The sequence below is a fragment of the Streptomyces sp. Ru72 genome (assembly GCF_002920635.1).
Taxonomy (GTDB): Bacteria; Actinomycetota; Actinomycetes; order Streptomycetales; family Streptomycetaceae; genus Streptomyces.
Genome location: NZ_PQSR01000079.1, coordinates 1 through 15,648, shown reverse-complemented (window position 1 = coordinate 15,648; position 15,648 = coordinate 1). Strand labels below are relative to the sequence as shown.

General features: G+C 69.0%; 13 protein-coding genes and 4 pseudogenes. 9 read left to right on the top strand and 8 right to left on the bottom strand.

What is annotated here, in order from left to right; translation table 11 throughout:
• Positions 1-647 precede the first annotated feature (647 nt).
• On the bottom strand, positions 648-1,019 hold the full coding sequence (locus C3488_RS28630; RefSeq protein ID WP_103843811.1) for a VOC family protein: 372 nt from the start codon (positions 1,017-1,019) through the stop codon (positions 648-650).
• Between the two features lie 79 nt (positions 1,020-1,098).
• Between C3488_RS28630 and C3488_RS28625 the strand changes: the two genes are divergently transcribed.
• Both C3488_RS28625 and C3488_RS41915 read left to right on the top strand, forming a co-directional pair.
• Entirely contained in the window at positions 1,099-1,560 is a 462-nt protein-coding gene (locus tag C3488_RS28625; protein WP_103843810.1) for a MarR family winged helix-turn-helix transcriptional regulator, read from the top strand.
• A 122-nt stretch (positions 1,561-1,682) separates the two neighbouring features.
• Positions 1,683-1,891, top strand: a pseudogene (locus C3488_RS41915) (TetR-like C-terminal domain-containing protein); the annotation flags it as partial.
• A 187-nt stretch (positions 1,892-2,078) separates the two neighbouring features.
• Here C3488_RS41915 and C3488_RS28615 read toward each other — a convergent pair.
• Complete coding sequence (locus tag C3488_RS28615) at positions 2,079-2,525, bottom strand: NUDIX domain-containing protein (protein WP_103843809.1); 447 nt, start codon at positions 2,523-2,525, stop codon at positions 2,079-2,081.
• A gap of 208 nt (positions 2,526-2,733) precedes the next feature.
• Here C3488_RS28615 and C3488_RS28610 point away from each other — a divergent pair, with 208 nt between their 5' ends.
• Together C3488_RS28610 and C3488_RS41910 are read left to right on the top strand one after the other, a co-directional pair.
• The gene (locus tag C3488_RS28610) at positions 2,734-3,207 is read left to right on the top strand and encodes a hypothetical protein (RefSeq protein ID WP_103843808.1); all 474 of its coding nucleotides are present in this window, start codon (positions 2,734-2,736) and stop codon (positions 3,205-3,207) included.
• 136 nt (positions 3,208-3,343) lie between these two features.
• A pseudogene (locus C3488_RS41910) lies at positions 3,344-3,549 on the top strand (transposase); the annotation flags it as partial.
• 12 nt (positions 3,550-3,561) lie between these two features.
• On the opposite strand, the gene C3488_RS41905 reads toward C3488_RS41910, so the two are convergent.
• Entirely contained in the window at positions 3,562-4,359 is a 798-nt protein-coding gene (locus C3488_RS41905) for a hypothetical protein (protein ID WP_181139235.1), read from the bottom strand.
• A gap of 94 nt (positions 4,360-4,453) precedes the next feature.
• Between C3488_RS41905 and C3488_RS40780 the strand changes: the two genes are divergently transcribed.
• Both C3488_RS40780 and C3488_RS41900 read left to right on the top strand, forming a co-directional pair.
• Positions 4,454-4,690, top strand: coding sequence for a hypothetical protein (locus tag C3488_RS40780; RefSeq protein ID WP_181139232.1), 237 nt, complete (start codon positions 4,454-4,456; stop codon positions 4,688-4,690).
• A gap of 25 nt (positions 4,691-4,715) precedes the next feature.
• A pseudogene (locus C3488_RS41900) lies at positions 4,716-4,904 on the top strand (GNAT family N-acetyltransferase); the annotation flags it as partial.
• Between the two features lie 265 nt (positions 4,905-5,169).
• Here C3488_RS41900 and C3488_RS28595 read toward each other — a convergent pair.
• Positions 5,170-6,309 carry a winged helix DNA-binding domain-containing protein gene (locus C3488_RS28595; RefSeq protein WP_103843807.1) on the bottom strand — a complete coding sequence of 380 codons (1,140 nt, stop codon included), beginning with the start codon at positions 6,307-6,309 and terminating at the stop codon, positions 5,170-5,172.
• A 55-nt stretch (positions 6,310-6,364) separates the two neighbouring features.
• Complete coding sequence (locus C3488_RS28590) at positions 6,365-7,636, bottom strand: ROK family transcriptional regulator (RefSeq protein WP_181139231.1); 1,272 nt, start codon at positions 7,634-7,636, stop codon at positions 6,365-6,367.
• 110 nt (positions 7,637-7,746) lie between these two features.
• Between C3488_RS28590 and C3488_RS28585 the strand changes: the two genes are divergently transcribed.
• Genes C3488_RS28585 through C3488_RS28575 form a run of 3 tightly spaced genes read left to right on the top strand, consistent with a single transcriptional unit; the run spans position 7,747 to position 11,286 of the window.
• Positions 7,747-9,204 carry an APC family permease gene (locus tag C3488_RS28585; protein ID WP_103843805.1) on the top strand — a complete coding sequence of 486 codons (1,458 nt, stop codon included), beginning with the start codon at positions 7,747-7,749 and terminating at the stop codon, positions 9,202-9,204.
• Positions 9,201-10,181, top strand: a complete 981-nt coding sequence (locus C3488_RS28580; RefSeq protein WP_103843804.1) for an ROK family protein — start codon at positions 9,201-9,203, stop codon at positions 10,179-10,181. The genes C3488_RS28585 and C3488_RS28580 overlap by 4 nt, the downstream gene beginning before the upstream one ends.
• A 25-nt stretch (positions 10,182-10,206) precedes the next feature.
• Entirely contained in the window at positions 10,207-11,286 is a 1,080-nt protein-coding gene (locus tag C3488_RS28575) for an SIS domain-containing protein (protein WP_103843803.1), read from the top strand.
• 467 nt (positions 11,287-11,753) lie between these two features.
• Here C3488_RS28575 and C3488_RS41895 read toward each other — a convergent pair whose 3' ends face one another.
• From C3488_RS41895 to C3488_RS28565, 3 genes and pseudogenes are all read right to left on the bottom strand, one after another.
• Positions 11,754-12,167 carry a ricin-type beta-trefoil lectin domain protein gene (locus C3488_RS41895; RefSeq protein ID WP_258053730.1) on the bottom strand — a complete coding sequence of 138 codons (414 nt, stop codon included), beginning with the start codon at positions 12,165-12,167 and terminating at the stop codon, positions 11,754-11,756.
• A 3-nt stretch (positions 12,168-12,170) separates the two neighbouring features.
• A pseudogene (locus C3488_RS28570) lies at positions 12,171-13,406 on the bottom strand (alginate lyase family protein); the annotation flags it as partial.
• Between the two features lie 43 nt (positions 13,407-13,449).
• Positions 13,450-14,856 carry a chitinase gene (locus C3488_RS28565; protein WP_103843802.1) on the bottom strand — a complete coding sequence of 469 codons (1,407 nt, stop codon included), beginning with the start codon at positions 14,854-14,856 and terminating at the stop codon, positions 13,450-13,452.
• Positions 14,857-15,648 lie beyond the last annotated feature (792 nt).

Here is a 15,648-nt window from a genome sequence, read left to right as displayed (position 1 = left end):
CCCGCCGAGGGCTGCTTCGGCCAGCGCGTGCAGCCGCTTGGGCTTGATGTCGCTCAGGCCGGGCACATGGGTGACGGCGCGCAGGGCTGCAGGGCGGGGAATGCGTACAGGGTCCGGCCTGCAATGCGGTTGCGATGTCTGCGCACGTGGGCGATGCGGGCCGTGACGGCGGGCCGCCTGTGTCATGCGGTGGCGGTTGCCGGCGATGGCCCACGCGGCGGCTTCGTGGGGCGAGTGCAAGGACACCGGGCGCAGCCCCGGGTGGCCCGCAATGAGCCCGGCCACCACGGGGTCCGCGGCGAGGGCAGGCAATCCGGTGGCGTCGACGTCGAGGAAAGAGGATGCGGGCAAGCTGGGCCCGCACCGCATTGCCGGCCGCGGACCCGGCAGTCATCGCATTCCCAGGGCCCGGAGCGGGGAGATGGACGGTGAGTTCGGCCCGCGGCGTGCCCGTGCCGCCGTCGGCCCCGGCTCCGCTCCGGCCGGGCCCCGGCTGCGACCACGGATGTCGCCTCGCCGGCGGAGAAGGCCAGGCGGAGGATCCCGTCCGCCGCGCGGTCGTGGCCCGCCGGGGTGAAGCCCTCCAGGAACCGGATGCTGGAGGCGAGCGAGAAGGGCCGAACGGGGGCGAGGGCGACAGCGGTCGGTCAGCCTCCGTGCGCGGTGAGTGTGTAGCCCTCCGGGCCCTCGAAGGAGAACGTCGGCCCGAAGGGGCTGTCCGCCATCGCTGTGAGGATCTTGATACCTGCGGCGGTGAGCTGGTCGTGGAGCTTGTGGGCATCCGAGGTCTGGAACCAGAGCACCACGCCGAGTCCAGGCCGGGCGGCGTCGGCGAGGTCGATGCCCGGGAGAAGCTCGCGGACGGCGAACGGAGTCGGTTCGGTGTCGAACACGACCGCGTGGGGCGGCGAGACCGCGGCCCGGCGCAAGCCCAGGTGCTGTTCGCAGAAGGCAGCTGCCGCGTCCACATCGCGCACTTGCAGGGCGACGAAGTCGGGGCCGTTGAGGGTGACAGACATGATCTTTCTCGATTCTCTATGTCAGGACTTTGACATGGGTGAGACTAGGGCGCCGAAACGGCTATGTCAAAATGCTGACATGACGGAGAACCTGCCGGCCGAGCCGCCCCGCCTCACGAAGGACGTCACCCGACACGTGGGGTACCTCCTCAAACGCGCCCAGGCCGCCCTGCGCGGCGCCATGGACAAGACCCTGCGCGAACACGGACTGACCGTGCCGCAGTACGCCACACTCGAACTCCTGGCCCTGCACCCCGGGATGTCCAACGCCGACCTCGCCCGCGCAACCTTCGTCACCCGGCAGTCCGGAAACGTCGTCCTGCAGGGCCTGCAGGAGGCAGGACTGATCACCCGGCCCGCCACCGCCGCACACGGCCGCGCCCGGCCCGCCCACCTCACCGAAGCGGGCCGCGCACGCCTGGCCGCGGTCCAGACCGCCGTCTACGCCATCGAACAGCGCATGGTCGCAGCGATCCCGCCACAGCACCTGACAGCGCTCCTCACCGACCTCGAACGCATGGCGACAGCCCTGGAGGAATGACCTTCACGACGGCAAGCACCCGGCCACCGCGATCCGGACGACGGTCCGGCGCAGCGGCGACGACACGCAACACCGGCGAGCGCGCCCCCCGCCACCCCCTCCTCCTTCTCGGCGCCGCCGCGGACACCCCGGACGATGCCCGTCTCGAGGCCCACCTCGCCGAGCACCGGCAGTGGGCGGCCGGCCATCCCGCACCCCGGCCGCGCTGCGCCGCGCCCTGCTCTTCTGGTCCCGCCTGCATGGACTGCTGTCCCTGGAGCCGGCAGACCACTTCACCGGCATGGGCCTCGACCCCGCAGAGCCGTACGAGAGCGAACTGCGGCACCTGACCGGCTGGACGACCCCTTCGGGTCACCGAGCGCCCGAGGCACGCGGTGAGTTCGGGAGCGGCCCGCGCGGGTGTCGCATGATCAATGTCAGTGTGAATTGATGTCACTCTGGCCTGGACCGCGACTTGGTGGAACGCGCCGCGGGCCAGTGGTTCGGAATGGAGCCGTGGGCCGTCTGGACGGTGCGGCTCATCCCTCCAGACGGTCCAGCCAGGCGTCCTGGCCGTCTGCCAGGGAGAAGGCCAGGGGCAGCGGCTCAAAACGGCAATGGAACGTCATGCCGTTGTCACGGCCTGCGCCCGTCACACGGTGGTCCCACGCATCCGGGACATCTGCGTCGGCGGCCACTGCCAGTTCGAAGAAGGTGGTGTGGCGAGGGAAGTGGCGGATCGGGTGCGGCGTGCGCTCCTCAGCGACGGAACGCACCACCCGGACGCATGCCAGCCCGCACTCCTCTGCCACTTCCCGCAGCACTGCCTCTTCCAGTGACTCCCCCGGTGCCACACCCCCTGCCGGGACATGCGTGCCGGGCGGCAAGTCCGCGTCGTGGTCGAATACCAGCAGCTCCACCGGCCGTCCCGCGCGGCGTCGCAGCACATAGGCGGCCACTCGGACCCGTAACGTCAACTCCTGCATTCCCGCAGCGTAATGGCTGCACGCCCCGGTCACGAGAGATGGCCCAAGTCGAGAAGGCACCCTAGCCGGCGGCGGCTTTCCGATCCTGGGCTTTGGTGTGGGCCAAGCGGTAGGACTAGGACTTGTCCGGGCGATCTCTTACGCAACCGCGCCTGACACTCGTGAATCTCGTTGCCGAAGGTATCGCCGAGTGAGGTAGAAGGGCGGCATGGATGCTGCCGTACTTGAACAGATGCTGGCTGAGACCTTCGATCACGCTGTCGTGCACCACGGATACACCAACTACATGCGCGACTACGAGGTCATCGTCTACGCGACGGCTGATCCTCGTACCGGCATCGCGCCGGCCCATCTGCGGTATCTGTTCAGGTACTGCGTTGAGGCGCGGTGCGAGACGTCCGTGCCGGCGGAGACCTGGCGGATCTCTTTGGACGACCGGCTCATCGACCACGAAACTGGTGCCGACCTCGACGGGTACGTCTGGGGCATGAAGTGGCACTGCCTTTACCCGGGAGCCAAGCTTCTCCCCGAGTCCGAGGCCACGCGACGCTGGTCGAACGCCCTCGGTATCGACTTCCACGAGGTACGCATTGAGACCAACGCGCACAACCTGACCTTGCTCTTCTCCGACCTTCAGGTGAGCGAGGTCCCGGTTGGATACGCGCCGTTCGTCACGGAATAGGGATCAGTGTTCGTGCGTCTTGTGACCGGCGTGTGTCCGGGTCGTTCTTCCTGTCATGGAGCGGGTTATCTCCTGGGGTGATCTCAGTGATGCGCAGTGGGAACGACTGCGGCCGTTCTCGCCCGTCAGTAACAGGCGTTGTGGCAGGTGCGGGACCATCGGCAGGTGATCGACGGGATTCTGCACCGGGTGCGGACCGGCGTGCAGTGGCGTGACCTGCCTGAACCGTTCGGGCCCTGGAAGACCGTCTGTGAACGCCACCGGCTGTGGTCGGCCGACGGAACCTGGGAGCGTCTGCTCCAGCAGATCCAGGCCGAGGCCGACGCCGCAGGCGAGATCGAGTCGATCCGTGCCTCAGTGGAAGACCAGAGGTCCGATCTCCTGTTGCGCGAGGTCGATCAGGAGGCTCAGTCCCTGGCTTTGCAAAGGAGCCTCAAGATCCCCCTGCGCATCAGGGTTGTAGTCCGGATGTCTGACGACCTTCCCAAGGGCTTCCGCGATCGCCTCCTCGCTGTCAGCAGCCAGAGCACAGGCCAACGCCAAGGTGGCCGCCCGAGGGCTCTCCGGCCACACAGCAGCCAGGTCTGCGATCCGCGGGATGACATCGGTCCCGGCGCAGGCAGCCGCAAGCACGGCAAGCGCGAACTGCATCACTTCAGGCTCATCGTCCCACTGCGCATACAGGCGCAGAGCCATGCCTCGCACGGCTTGCCGGACCGCTCGCTGACTGGCGGTCTGCTGCTGCAGCACAGCCTCGGCATTGACGAAGCCCTGCGGATCCAGCGCCTCATCGCGCAGCGCGGCTGTCGCCGCTTCGGCCAGTGTCACCGTCAGTGCGGCACGAACGGCCGCAGCGGCTTGACCGTCCTTGACCACGTCCGCGAGAAGCACCGCCATACCGGCAGTGGCAGTGTCCAGTGCGTGGGCATGAAGCAACTGATCGAAGAGCTCGCCGAGCAACTCTGAGTCGTCGACGAAAGCGTCCATCTCTTCATCCAGCCACTGCATCATCGAGGCTGGCATAGGAAGATTTGCGGCATTCCGCCGCGAAACGGCAACACGCAACCGGCGCAGTAGCGGGGCCGTCTTCTCGCCAGGCTCACCGCCAGCCAAAACCGGCAACGAACTGGAGGGCGGGGTGACGTGATCCATATTCGCGGAGCTTACGCGGCAGCGCGTTGGCTCCCTTCACCGGCTGAGTCCACCGTGATCGGCCGGACAAGCTCTGGTACTCCAGTGCGGTTTCGTGATCTATCCAGCCGATCCGTTGGCGGATCGTCGCCGGTGGTGGCTGCGTCGGGCTGTTGTCTGGTGGCGTCTGCGCCAGATCGACCAGTACAGCAGCCTGGTCGAGGACTTGGCCGGTGGGGCGAAGGCGACGGGAAGTAGGTGGCAAATCTCCGGGACGGTCAGCGTGACGGATCAGCAGATAGCGGTGCCCGCCGGTGCCGATGTGGATCCAGGCCCAGTCGCCGCCACCTGACCGAGGCTCTCACCGGCACGGACCGAAACACCCGGGGCCATGGGAAGTCGCCTTCCAGGAGAGGAACGTCGCCGCAGTCGCATTCTGGCGTCGCGTTGCCACCGCGATCGCCGGCGACGCGTGGACTGAGGAACGCAGGCCCGCAGCCGGTCGCCCAGACCTGCCACCCGATACCTGGATCACGTTTAACGCCCCGGCTGATGCCCAGCGCTGAACCCTGAGTGCTCCGTTGCTGCCGCGCGAGTATCGGCAGCAACGGTGACGGACCCACACTCCAGCAGACCTTCCAAGCCGGGGTCTGGCAGCGACCGGCACGACCCTGTTCGGCATGGCCGGGGAACCACCGCCGATCACCGTCAGCGACCTCTTCGGCGTCCACAGGAACACTGCGAATCAGTGGGCGGCGCTCGCCCAGGACAGCTGCGCCGGCTACCTCGCGGCTTTCAAAGCCACCGAACGGCCGTGCTCGCCAGGCGCGGTCAGCCCTTGACGATCACCCTCTCGACATCGGGAAACCCCTTGTCCCACCAGTGTCCATATCTCCGGTAGACAGCTGGATCGCGGTCGGTGAGCAGCACTGACAGCTTTTCCGCCTCCTCGGTCAGACCTCGCCACGCAACCTTGCCGAGCCTGCGGAAGGCGGTCAGTTCCAGCCCGCCGTCGACTGCGCGCCATACTCCGACGACCTGCCCGTCGACGAGCAGGCAAGGCAGCACATCGCCGTTACGCCGGACAACCAGGGGTCGGTACTCCGGGGGCATGAGTCGCCCGGGGACGGCGTGAGCAAGCAGCGTGCTGTCCCACATCGGCAGCAATCTCGGCGGCGCCGGGATGTCATCGGCGGGCACGGTGGCGTCGGCCAGGTCGAACAGCACGGCGCGGCCGGGGCCTGGCACCCGTACCACCTGGTCGCCGAGCTCATGCAGCGCTTTGGTTGTCGCGGCGCGTGTCAGCAGGGTGAACCGGGCGAAGTCCTGGGCCGACGCGGGCCCGAACGCGCGCAGGTAGCCGACCAGCAGGCGCTGGACCCCAGCGTCGGCTTCCTGCGGCGCGGCCGCAGCGGCCGCCCATGAGGCACGGTAGGAGTTCGGCTGTGTGAACGACCACGGGCCGCCGGTCGGCGCATGATGCAGTGGCGCGAACGTACGTAGCGCCCACCACACGCGGTGTGCGTGCTCGCCGTGCCTCCCTGTGACCTTGTCCTCCACCTGGGCGCCGGTGCGGGGCTGCTCCAGGAACCCCGCGAGTTCTGGCAGCAACGCGTCAGCATCGTTGGCGGTCAGCCCTGTTGCGGTGAACCGGCGGTCGTGAATTCGTGACGCCCGCAGAGTGCTCAGCATGGCAGCGCGGTAAGGCTCGTAGTCCTCGGCATGGACGACGTGCAGCGTGATCCGCATGAGGGTTGCCTTCACGATCCGGCCGTGCGCAAACGCTGCGTCGAGCTCGTCGGGCGCGAAGTCCTGCACACGGTTCCATAGCGCCAGGTACGGCGACGCCGGTGCCTGGGCCTGCAGAGCGCAGACCCGGCGAACCACCTCCGCCACATCGAGGCGTCGGCGCTCGAGCAAGAACTGACGGTCCAGCATGGCCAGGGCGAGCTGTCGCGCGGTGAGGCTCATGACCGGATCATGCCACCTTCGGCTCTGGCGCGAAGCAACCGCGGGTACAGGACTGTCAGTTGAAGGCACCTGCTTGCCAACGTTCGCCGCCTTGGAGCTCGTTCTCAGACTCCTGGCGACGCCGCTGGCACGCGCCGAAGGCTCGACGCCAGGCCGCGTCGACGGCCTGGGCGACACCGCCGATGACGGTGGCGTCCTCCCCGACAGCGGACACCGCGAGTTCGGGCAGCGGCAGCGGAACCAGCTCGGCGAGCCGGCGCCCGAGAGGTTCCAGCAGGAACTCCGCATGACCGCCGACCCCGCCGCCGAGGACGACGAGCTGCGGATCGATCAACGCCACCACCGCGACCAGGGCCCTGGCGAGCAGGTCGACCTCACGATCCACGATCGCCGACGCGACGGAGTGGCCGGCCCGGGCCGCCGTGAAGACGTCCTCGACCGAGCACTTGTCGCCCATCCCCGCGTCCCGAGCGGCAGCGACGATCGCATCGGCGGCCGCGGCGCTCTCGAAGGCGCCGCGCAGCCTGACCTCCTCCAGTGGTTCTTGCGTGGGGTCGCCGACCAGGAGGAAGGCGATCTCGCCGGCTGCGCCGCGGGCGCCCCGGTGCAGTCGGCCGCCGGTGATCGTCCCCATCCCGACGCCGCTGCCCACGGAGAGGTAGACGAAGTCGGGGATGCCGCGGCCGAGTCCCGCCGCCTGCTCCCCCAAGGCCGCCAGGTCGATGTCGTTCTCGAACCTGATGCTGTCGCCGAACTCGTCGGTGAGCAGGCCCACGATGGTCGGGCGGTCCCAGCCGGGCAGGTTGTAGGCATGGCGCAGCCGACGGGACGCGGGATCGTAGATGCCAGGGCTGCCGACAACGGTACTGAGCAGCTGATCCCGGGTGACCTCGTTGCTCTCCAGCAGTTCGGCCACCAGCCGGGAGACCTGGTGGACCAGATCCGTCGCGCTCAGGGCCCGGGACGGCTCCTGGCGCCGGTCGAGCACGGTTCCGCCAAGGTCGGCTAGGGCCAGCCGGACCCACTGGGCGCCGACGTCGACGCTGATCACCCGGCCGGTGTCGACATGGGGCTCCCACAGCCGGGCGGCCCGACCGGCGTTCCCGGTGCGCCGTCCGGTCTGCCGGACGAGTCCGTCCTCCTCCAACCGGGCGAGGGCCAGGTTCACGGTGGGCCGAGAGAGTCCGGTGTCCGAGGCGAGTTCGGGGACCGAGACCGGGGCGTGCGACCGCAGCCTCTCCAGGACGACCCATTCGTTGGCCTGCCGCATGCTGCCCGGTCCGCGTAGCGCCGAACTGTACGAGGGACCACCCACCGTCGTTGTCATGAGCGTCATCCTCCCATCGCTACGCGTTCCATTCTCCGACGCCTCTTGTATTTGTAAAGAAAGACTCGTTACATTTGCGCGTCCCACGCCCCCTCGTCAAAGGCGCAACCGTGTCCGTGTCCCCTCCCCCCGCCGGCGGCCTGGCCCGCCGGATAGGCCTGCTTCAGGCCACCGCTCTGAACATGAGCCAGATGGTCGGTGTCGGCCCGTTCATCACCATCCCCCTGATGGTCGCCGCGTTCGGCGGTCCGCAGGCCATCGTCGGCTGGATCGCCGGCGCCGTGCTCGCTCTGGTCGACGGCCTGGTGTGGGCAGAGCTCGGCGCCGCCATGCCCGGCGCCGGAGGCACCTACGTCTACCTCCGCGAGGCGTTCCAGTACCGCACCGGCAAGCTGATGCCCTTCCTCTTCGTGTGGACGGCCATCCTCTTCATCCCGCTGATCATGTCCACCGGCATCGTCGGTCTGGTGCAGTACCTGGGCTATCTGTGGCCGTCGATGGGCTCGGCCTCGGGAGACCTCGTCGGACTCGCCCTGATCGCCCTCATCGTGTGGCTTCTGTGGCGCAGGGTCGACTCCATCGCCCGGCTGACCACGGCCATGTGGGTCGTCATGCTGCTCGCGGTGGCGCTCGTCCTGATCGCCGCGTACTCGCACTTCCACGCCGGCAACGCGTTCGACTACCCGGCCGGCGCGTTCGACCTGCTCGGCGGCAAGTTCTGGACCGGTTTCGGGGCCGGCCTCGCGGTGGGCGTGTACGACTACCTCGGCTACAACACCGCCGCCTACCTCGGCGGCGAGCTGAAGAACCCCGGCCGCACTCTGCCTCGTTCCACGGTCACCGCCGTCTTGGGCGTCATGGTCATCTATCTGCTGCTGCAGGTCGGGGTGCTGGGCGCGGTCGACTGGCACCGGATGCTCGATCCGAATTCCGCCGTCTACCAGTCGATGGCCTCGGTGGTCCTGGAACAGGCCTGGGGCCGCGGCCCGGCGGAGACCGTCACCACCCTCATTCTGGTCACCGCGTTCGCCTCCGTCCTGGCGGGCCTGCTGGCGGGCTCCCGGGTGCCGTACGACGCGGCACGCGACGGCGTCTTCTTCCGCTCCTTCGCCCGGCTGCACCCCAGGCACGGCTTTCCGACCGTGGGGCTGGTCACCATGGGCGTCATCACCGCCGCCGGCTTCATGATCGGCCGTCATACCGACATGGGCACCCTCATCCAGCTGCTCACCACCGTGATGGTGCTGGTCCAGACGCTCTCGCAGATCGTCGCGCTCACCGTGCTGCGCAAGCGCCAGCCGCGGCTGCACCGCCCGTACCGGATGTGGCTGTACCCGCTGCCCAGCATCCTGGCCTTCGCCGGGTGGGCCTACATCTATGTGCGTGCCGACCACAACGCCCCCGGCCGCCACCCCATCGAGTGGTCGCTGGCCTGGGTCGCCCTGGGCGGGCTGGCCTTCCTCGCGTGGGCCCGCAAGGAGCGCATCTGGCCGTTCGGCGACAAGCAGATCCGCGAGGAGTACCTCGACGCGGACGACGACATCGTCGAGCAGGCGGCCACCGCATGACCGCCGGCACCGACGCCGCCGTCTGCGCCGCTGACGCGGCCGGGGGCGGCCCGGCCTCGTACCACGTCCTGGCCGTGGACCTGGGCGGCACCAAGACCGCCCTGGCCACCGCCGCCCCGGACGGCACCGTCCTGCACCGTGACGCCATCCCCACCCTCGCCGACCAAGGCGCCGAGCAGGTCATGCGGCGGGTCGTCGAACACGGCCGCGCACTGACCGCACGCACCGCCGCCGACGGCCACGGCGCACTGCGGGCGGTCGCCGCCGCATCGCCCGGGATCGTCCTGGAGGACCGCATCCTGCTGGCGCCCAACAACCCCGGCTGGGAGCGGCTCGCCCTGGCCGCGACCCTGCGGGAGGGCTTCGGGACCGACACGGTCGCCGTCGAGACCGACGTCAAGGCCGCTGCCCTGGCCGAGGCCCGCTGGGGCGCACTGGCCGGGTCCGCTTGCGGGATCTTCCTCAACCTCGGCACCGGGCTGTCCGCCGCGACCGTGGTCGACGGACGGGTGCTGCGCGGTGCCCACCAGGCCGCCGGCGAGATCGGCTCCCAGCTGCTGGGGACCGCCGACACCCAGGGCGCGGCCGATGGTCGCGCCCCGCTCGAGGAGTACGTGTCCGGGCGAGCCATCGGCGACCGGGCCTCGGCGCTCCTCGGCCGCCCGGTGACCACCGCCGAGGTCTTCGCCCTCGCCGAGCAGGACGCCGAAGTGGCCCGGTTCCTCGACGACGCCCTCGACACCCTCGGCGTGCACCTCGCCAATCTGGCGATCGCCCTGGACCCGGACACCATCGCGGCCGGCGGCGGTCTGACCCGCGCCGCGGACCGGATCCTGCCCCGCCTCCGGCGGGTCCTCGAGCGGGCCGTGCCCTTCCCGCCGAGGCTGGTCCCCGCGCACTTCACCGAGAGCGCACCGCTCACCGGAGCCGTCATCCTGGCGCTGGACGCGGTCGCCGCACAGGCCGCCGATGCCTGAGAACCACCGACAGGAGTCCTCGCTCATGCCCACCGAGAACCAGGCAGAGCAGCACCGACCGGGCCGGACGATGTCCGCCGAGATGGCGCAGCAACCTGCGGTGCTGCGGCGCATCCTGGCTGAGGGCGCACCGCAGATCCACCGCACCGCCGATCTGATCGCCGCCCGCAGGCCCCGCTTCGTGCTGCTCACCGCGCGCGGTACCTCCGACAATGCGGCGCTGTACGCCAAGTACCTGGTCGAGGTACTGCTGGGGATGCCGGCCGGCCTCACCTCGATGTCCACCACCACGGCCTACGGCGCCCAGCAGAACCTGACCGATGTCCTGGTCGTCACGGTCAGCCAGTCCGGCGGCTCGCCCGATCTGGTGGCGTCGACCAGGGCGGCCCGAGAGGCAGGGGCGATCACCCTGGCGGTGACCAACAACCCCGCCTCCCCACTCGCCGAGGTCTCCGAGTTCCACATCGACGTCCTGGCCGGTCCGGAGAAGGCGCTCCCGGCCACCAAGACGTACACCGCCCAACTGCTGTCGCTGTACCTGCTCGTCGACCGCCTTCGCGACGGCGCGGACTCCCGGCGCACCTCCGTCGCCGCGCAGCTGCCGGACCTCACCGAGCAGATCCTCGCCCGGCAGGCCGAGGTGGCCCGGCTGGCCGCGCGGTACCGCTTCGCCGAGCGCCTGATCCTCACCTCCCGGGGCTACGGCTACCCGACGGCCAAGGAGGCGGCGCTGAAGCTGATGGAGACCAGTTACATCCCCGCGCTCTCCTTCTCCGGCGCGGATCTGCTGCACGGCCCGCTCGCCATGGTCGACAACGTCTCGCCGATCATCGCCGTGGTACCCGACGGCAGGGGCGGCCAGGCCCTGCAGCCGGTGCTCGACCGGCTGCGCGACCGCGGCGCCGACCTGGTCGTGGTCGGGAACCGGTCCGCGGTCGACGCCGCTTCCGCAGGATTCGTACTGCCGACCTCCGGGGTACCCGAGGAGATCCAGCCGATCCTCCAGATCCTGCCGCTACAGCTGCTGGCCTATGAGATCACCACCGCGCGCGGCCAGGACCCGGACGCCCCACGTGCCCTGGCGAAGGTCACCGAGACCCACTGAGTCCCCGGTCCGGCACAGGTCCCGCCTTGAGCCGTACCGGAGCGTCTCGGGGGCCTTGCCGTCCCGGACTGACGGTGTAGCTCACCGTGTACGAGCGGCGGCGGCTCGGACCCTCTCGACGGGCGTGCCTGCGCGGTTCGTGGACGGCCTCGGCCGCCGTCTCGGCGGCGGACCGGGGGATTGCTTTGCACCAGGCCTGGCTCCTCCGCCCCGGGGAGCTTGGCCGGTTTCGGCTTTCCTCCGGTCACCTCCACCTCCTACTGATCCGATTCGCTGCTCGACCACCCGCCGCCTCACGGGGGTGCGGCTGTGTGTGTTTCGAGGGCGCCCGCCACCGCATCCGAGTCCGGGGCATGACCGCGCACCCGACCGCTTCCTGGATGACCGACTGGGCGGTGCCGTCGCCCCCGACACCGCCTGGCGGGAGGACTGATGATCCTGCGGTGACTGTCACCGATCGCGCCGTATCACGTCGGCAGGTTCCACAGTTGATTGGTGGTGCCGGCGCAGCTCCAGATCTGCAGCCGGGTGCCGTTGGCGGAACTCTGCCCGGTGGCGTCCAGGCACTTGCCGGACGCCGGGTTCACGAGCGTGCCGTTCGCCTGGGGCTTCCACTGCTGCGCACCGGTTCCGTTGCACGAGTACAGCTGGACCTTGGTGCCGTCCGCAGTGCCGGCGGCGGTGACGTCCATGCACTTGCCGAGGGACCGCAGGGATCCGTCGGTGGCGACGATCCACTGTTGGGCCGCGCTGCCGTTGCAGTCCCAGAGCTGGATGGCGGTGCCATCGGCGTTGTTGGCCCCGGTGACGTCGACGCACTTGCCGCCGATTCCGGTGATCGGACCGGCCGGGGACGGCGGTGGAGGTGTTCCGGACGCCACATAGGGGTTGTCGGCGTTGGTCAGTGTCTCCCATGCCACGAAGAGGTTGTTGGTGCCTTGTGGGCGGTGCGACTCCGTGTACGACTGGGTGTTGGCCATCGCATAGCCGTACCGGTTGTGCATGGCGTTGAAGCCAGGCTCGGTGACCGGGCCCAGGCCGAGGTTGAGCGTGCCGCTGCACAGCCAGGACGGGACCGCGGCGCCGTTCTCGTAGGTGGTCTGGAAGCCCAGAGCCTGCCGCAGCCGCTCACCGACCTGCGGGTACAGGTCCTGGCCCTGGATCAGCGCGGTCTCCGCGACATGCGAGATCGCAGAGATGCCGTACCCGGTGTGGGTCAAGTCACGGCAGGTCTCCTGGGTGAGACCCGTGACGAAGGTCGACTGCCCCTGCCAGTAGCCGATGATCTTTTGCGAGGTGTCCAGGCCACTGCCGGGCACCGTCTTGGGGAGGGAGCCGTCCGAGGACAGGTAGATGTAGGCCGGGACCCGGTTCAGGTATCGCTTGATGGCCGAGTCGTAGCTGACCGGGTCCTCGATGAAGACGGAGATGCCGACGGCGGCCTCCATCATCGACAGTTCCCAGTTGCCATTGCTGTTGGATCCGTTGATGACCTCGGGGAGGTAGACGTTCCGCAGCATCGCCGTGAAACGGCCGATGTCCGAGGCGGACCAGCCGGTGTACGTGTAACGGATGATCTCGGCGGCCCGGGGCCACACCGAACCCGCCCAGCCCGTCTGCAGCGGGGCGTTGCTGTTGGTGTGGTCGGTGATCACGGCTGACCACGCGTTCATCAACTCGATGGACTTGTCGGCGTACCGGCTGTCGCGGCTGATGTACCAGATCAGCGCGTCGGTGTAGGCCGCGATGGCGTCCTGCCGTTCGTCGGTGCAGCCGTGGTTGGGGTCGGAGTAGGGGCCGCACTCGACAACGGACCACGGCTTGGGGACGCGCGAGAGCGAGGCATAGGAGCTGGACGTCATCTGCTGGTAGGCGGACGCCCACGGCTGGGCGCCTGCCTGTACCTGGGTGCGGACGTAGTCCAGCTGGGGTCTGCTGACCATGACGCCCGGGTGGGTGAAGGTGGTGGGCGAGGCGGCGACCGCCACCTGGGTGACGGCGGTGCCCTGTGCGGCGGCCGGCCCGGCGAGGGTGCCGCAGAGGAGGGCCGACGCGGCCGCGAGTGTTCCGGGAAGCACGGTTGCGGCGCGGATCCGCCGCAGAAGTTGACGCAGTTGCATGGCGGTTTCGCCTTTCGGACTGCTCTTACCGGTGCGGAACGGATCAGGCGGGGAGGTTCCACTTCTGGTTGGCGCTGCCGGTGCAGGACCAGATCTGGGACTGCGTGCCGGGTGTGGTGGACCAGCCGGTGTCGTCGAGACACTTGCCCGACTGCGGGTTGAGCAGCGAGCCGTCGGACTGCGGGACCCATACCTGCGCGCCCGTGCCGTTGCAGTCGTACAGCTGCACCTTGGTGCCGTTGGCGGTGCCGCCGGCCGTGACGTCCAGGCACTTCCCGAGCACCCGGAGGGTGTGCTCGGAGTCGTTGACCGTCCAGGTCTGGGCGTTCGTCCCGTTGCAGGTGTAGACCTGGATCGGATTGCCGTTGGCCGTGGAAGCGCCCTTGTCGTCGAGGCAGAGGCCCGCGTAGCCGGTGATCGGGCCGGTGTGAGTGGTGCCACCGCCGCCACCGCTGACGCCCTCGAAGATGCCGGCGAACTGGTAGGGACTCTGCGGGGTGCCGCTGCAGGTGTCGGAGAGCGTGCCGTCGGTCGCGCAGGCCTTGTCCCGGCCCAGGGACCAGTAGCCGATCTGCTGGATGCCGTTGGACTTGGCGAAGTTGGTGAGCGTGGTGGCGTTGCCGGTGGTGAAGACCTCGTTGAGCGAGTCGTTCACGCCGATCATGGGGGTGTTGCCTTCCATGGCCCACAGCTGGGCGGAGGTCTTCGCGGTCCAGACGTTCCCCAGCTGGGTGTGGAGTGCGTTGGCGGCGCTGATGGCGGCCGAACCCATGTCGGAGACGTTCTGGTAGTAGTCCATGGTCATGATGTTGACCAGGTTGACGTTCACATTGCGGGACTTGGCGTTGTCGACCAGGCTCAGCCCGTCCGAGTCGAGACCGTTGGGGTTCGTCGGCAGCGTGTAGTCGATGTCCAGCTTCCGCCCCGCGGCCGCGGCAGCCGCCTGGAGGCCCGCGAGGGCCTGGTTGCGGCGGTCGTTGGCGGCGGTGTCCTTGAGTGCCGACCCCTCGATGTCGAAGTCGAGCCGGGTGAGGTTGAGCGTGTCGATGACGCGTTGGTACTGGGCCTGGAGCGCTGACACAGTGCTGCAGGCCTGGGCGAGTTCGGTGCCGGCGGCGCCGCCGAAGGAGGCGATGACGTCGCCGCCGGAGGCCCGCAGGTTGTTGATCGCGCTGGTCCAGCCGGCGTCGCTGATCGACATGTTGCCGTTGAAGGTGGCGTTACAGGTGCCGTCACTGATGACGAACGCCAGGTGGAAGTGGTTGACGCCGGTCGCGGCCTGGGCGTTCGCCATGGCGGACGGGGAGTTCCAGGTCTCCACCCAGGGCGCGACGTACTGGGCGGGGAAGCCGGGACCGGGGTTGGCAGCTGCCTGGGCGTCAGGGGTGGCACTGAGCAGGGAGGCCGCCGCAAGGAAACCGACGAGGGGGGACAGATGTCTTCTACGCATGGGCCATCCAACTGAGGCTGGTGAGAGACCGGTTGAGGGGGGAGAAGGGCGGCCGAGCAGCGCGCAGTCAACTACTGAAGACAGTAGCGCGCAAGAGAATTGACAGGAAAGGTTCCTGTCGCCGTCGACTTCGACCTCTTGGAACGACCGTGGTCCCACCCCGCGGTGTTGCTTCACGAGGTTGCGTCACAAACCCCTTCTCGACTCCTTGACGCCTTACCCCGTACGGGAGTTGAATGCGCGACGGCCGAGCACCGCAAGGGGAACCAGCGGTTTGCACCATCCGCCGTTGGTTCCCACACCCTCCGCCGTCGACAGCCGCGGCAGCACTGGGCAGTTTCGTCCGCAGCTGCAGAGCTTTGTTGCACCCGTCCGGGGCCGTTCGGTGTGCCATCTGCCGTCCGGCGGGTGCTGATACCCCATCGGCACCAGGTCACGGCTTTGATCGCCGATCCCGCCCGGCGCCCCGCCGCGACCGGCTCATGGAGCCGAACGACGCCATCTGCCTCGCAGCAGTCCCGACCGAGCCAGCCTCGAGGGTCTGCCGTCCAGCGGAATTGAATCGCCGGCCCTGCCGGCTGACGGCTACTGACCTTGCTGGCGTGATGTCGTTGAGGGCTGACGATGTGTGATCGTCGCGGTATGCCTGTTGTGTGAGATATCCGCAGGGTGGTGGGCTGACGCCTGAACGGCAGGCGTTTCGCGAGCGGATCCGGCTGGAGGCCGCGGAGCGATTCGCTGCAGGTGCCTCCAACGCCGAGGTCGCCAAGGACTTACGGGTGAGTGTGCGCG

Coding starts and splice junctions, on each gene's coding strand:
- C3488_RS28630 (WP_103843811.1), bottom strand. CDS start 1,019: ATGTCTGTCACCCTCAACGGCCCCGACTTCGTCGCCCTGCAAGTGCGC.
- C3488_RS28625 (WP_103843810.1), top strand. CDS start 1,099: ATGACGGAGAACCTGCCGGCCGAGCCGCCCCGCCTCACGAAGGACGTC.
- C3488_RS28615 (WP_103843809.1), bottom strand. CDS start 2,525: ATGCAGGAGTTGACGTTACGGGTCCGAGTGGCCGCCTATGTGCTGCGA.
- C3488_RS28610 (WP_103843808.1), top strand. CDS start 2,734: ATGGATGCTGCCGTACTTGAACAGATGCTGGCTGAGACCTTCGATCAC.
- C3488_RS41905 (WP_181139235.1), bottom strand. CDS start 4,359: ATGGATCACGTCACCCCGCCCTCCAGTTCGTTGCCGGTTTTGGCTGGC.
- C3488_RS28595 (WP_103843807.1), bottom strand. CDS start 6,309: ATGAGCCTCACCGCGCGACAGCTCGCCCTGGCCATGCTGGACCGTCAG.
- C3488_RS28590 (WP_181139231.1), bottom strand. CDS start 7,636: ATGACAACGACGGTGGGTGGTCCCTCGTACAGTTCGGCGCTACGCGGA.
- C3488_RS28580 (WP_103843804.1), top strand. CDS start 9,201: ATGACCGCCGGCACCGACGCCGCCGTCTGCGCCGCTGACGCGGCCGGG.
- C3488_RS28575 (WP_103843803.1), top strand. CDS start 10,207: ATGCCCACCGAGAACCAGGCAGAGCAGCACCGACCGGGCCGGACGATG.
- C3488_RS28565 (WP_103843802.1), bottom strand. CDS start 14,856: ATGCGTAGAAGACATCTGTCCCCCCTCGTCGGTTTCCTTGCGGCGGCC.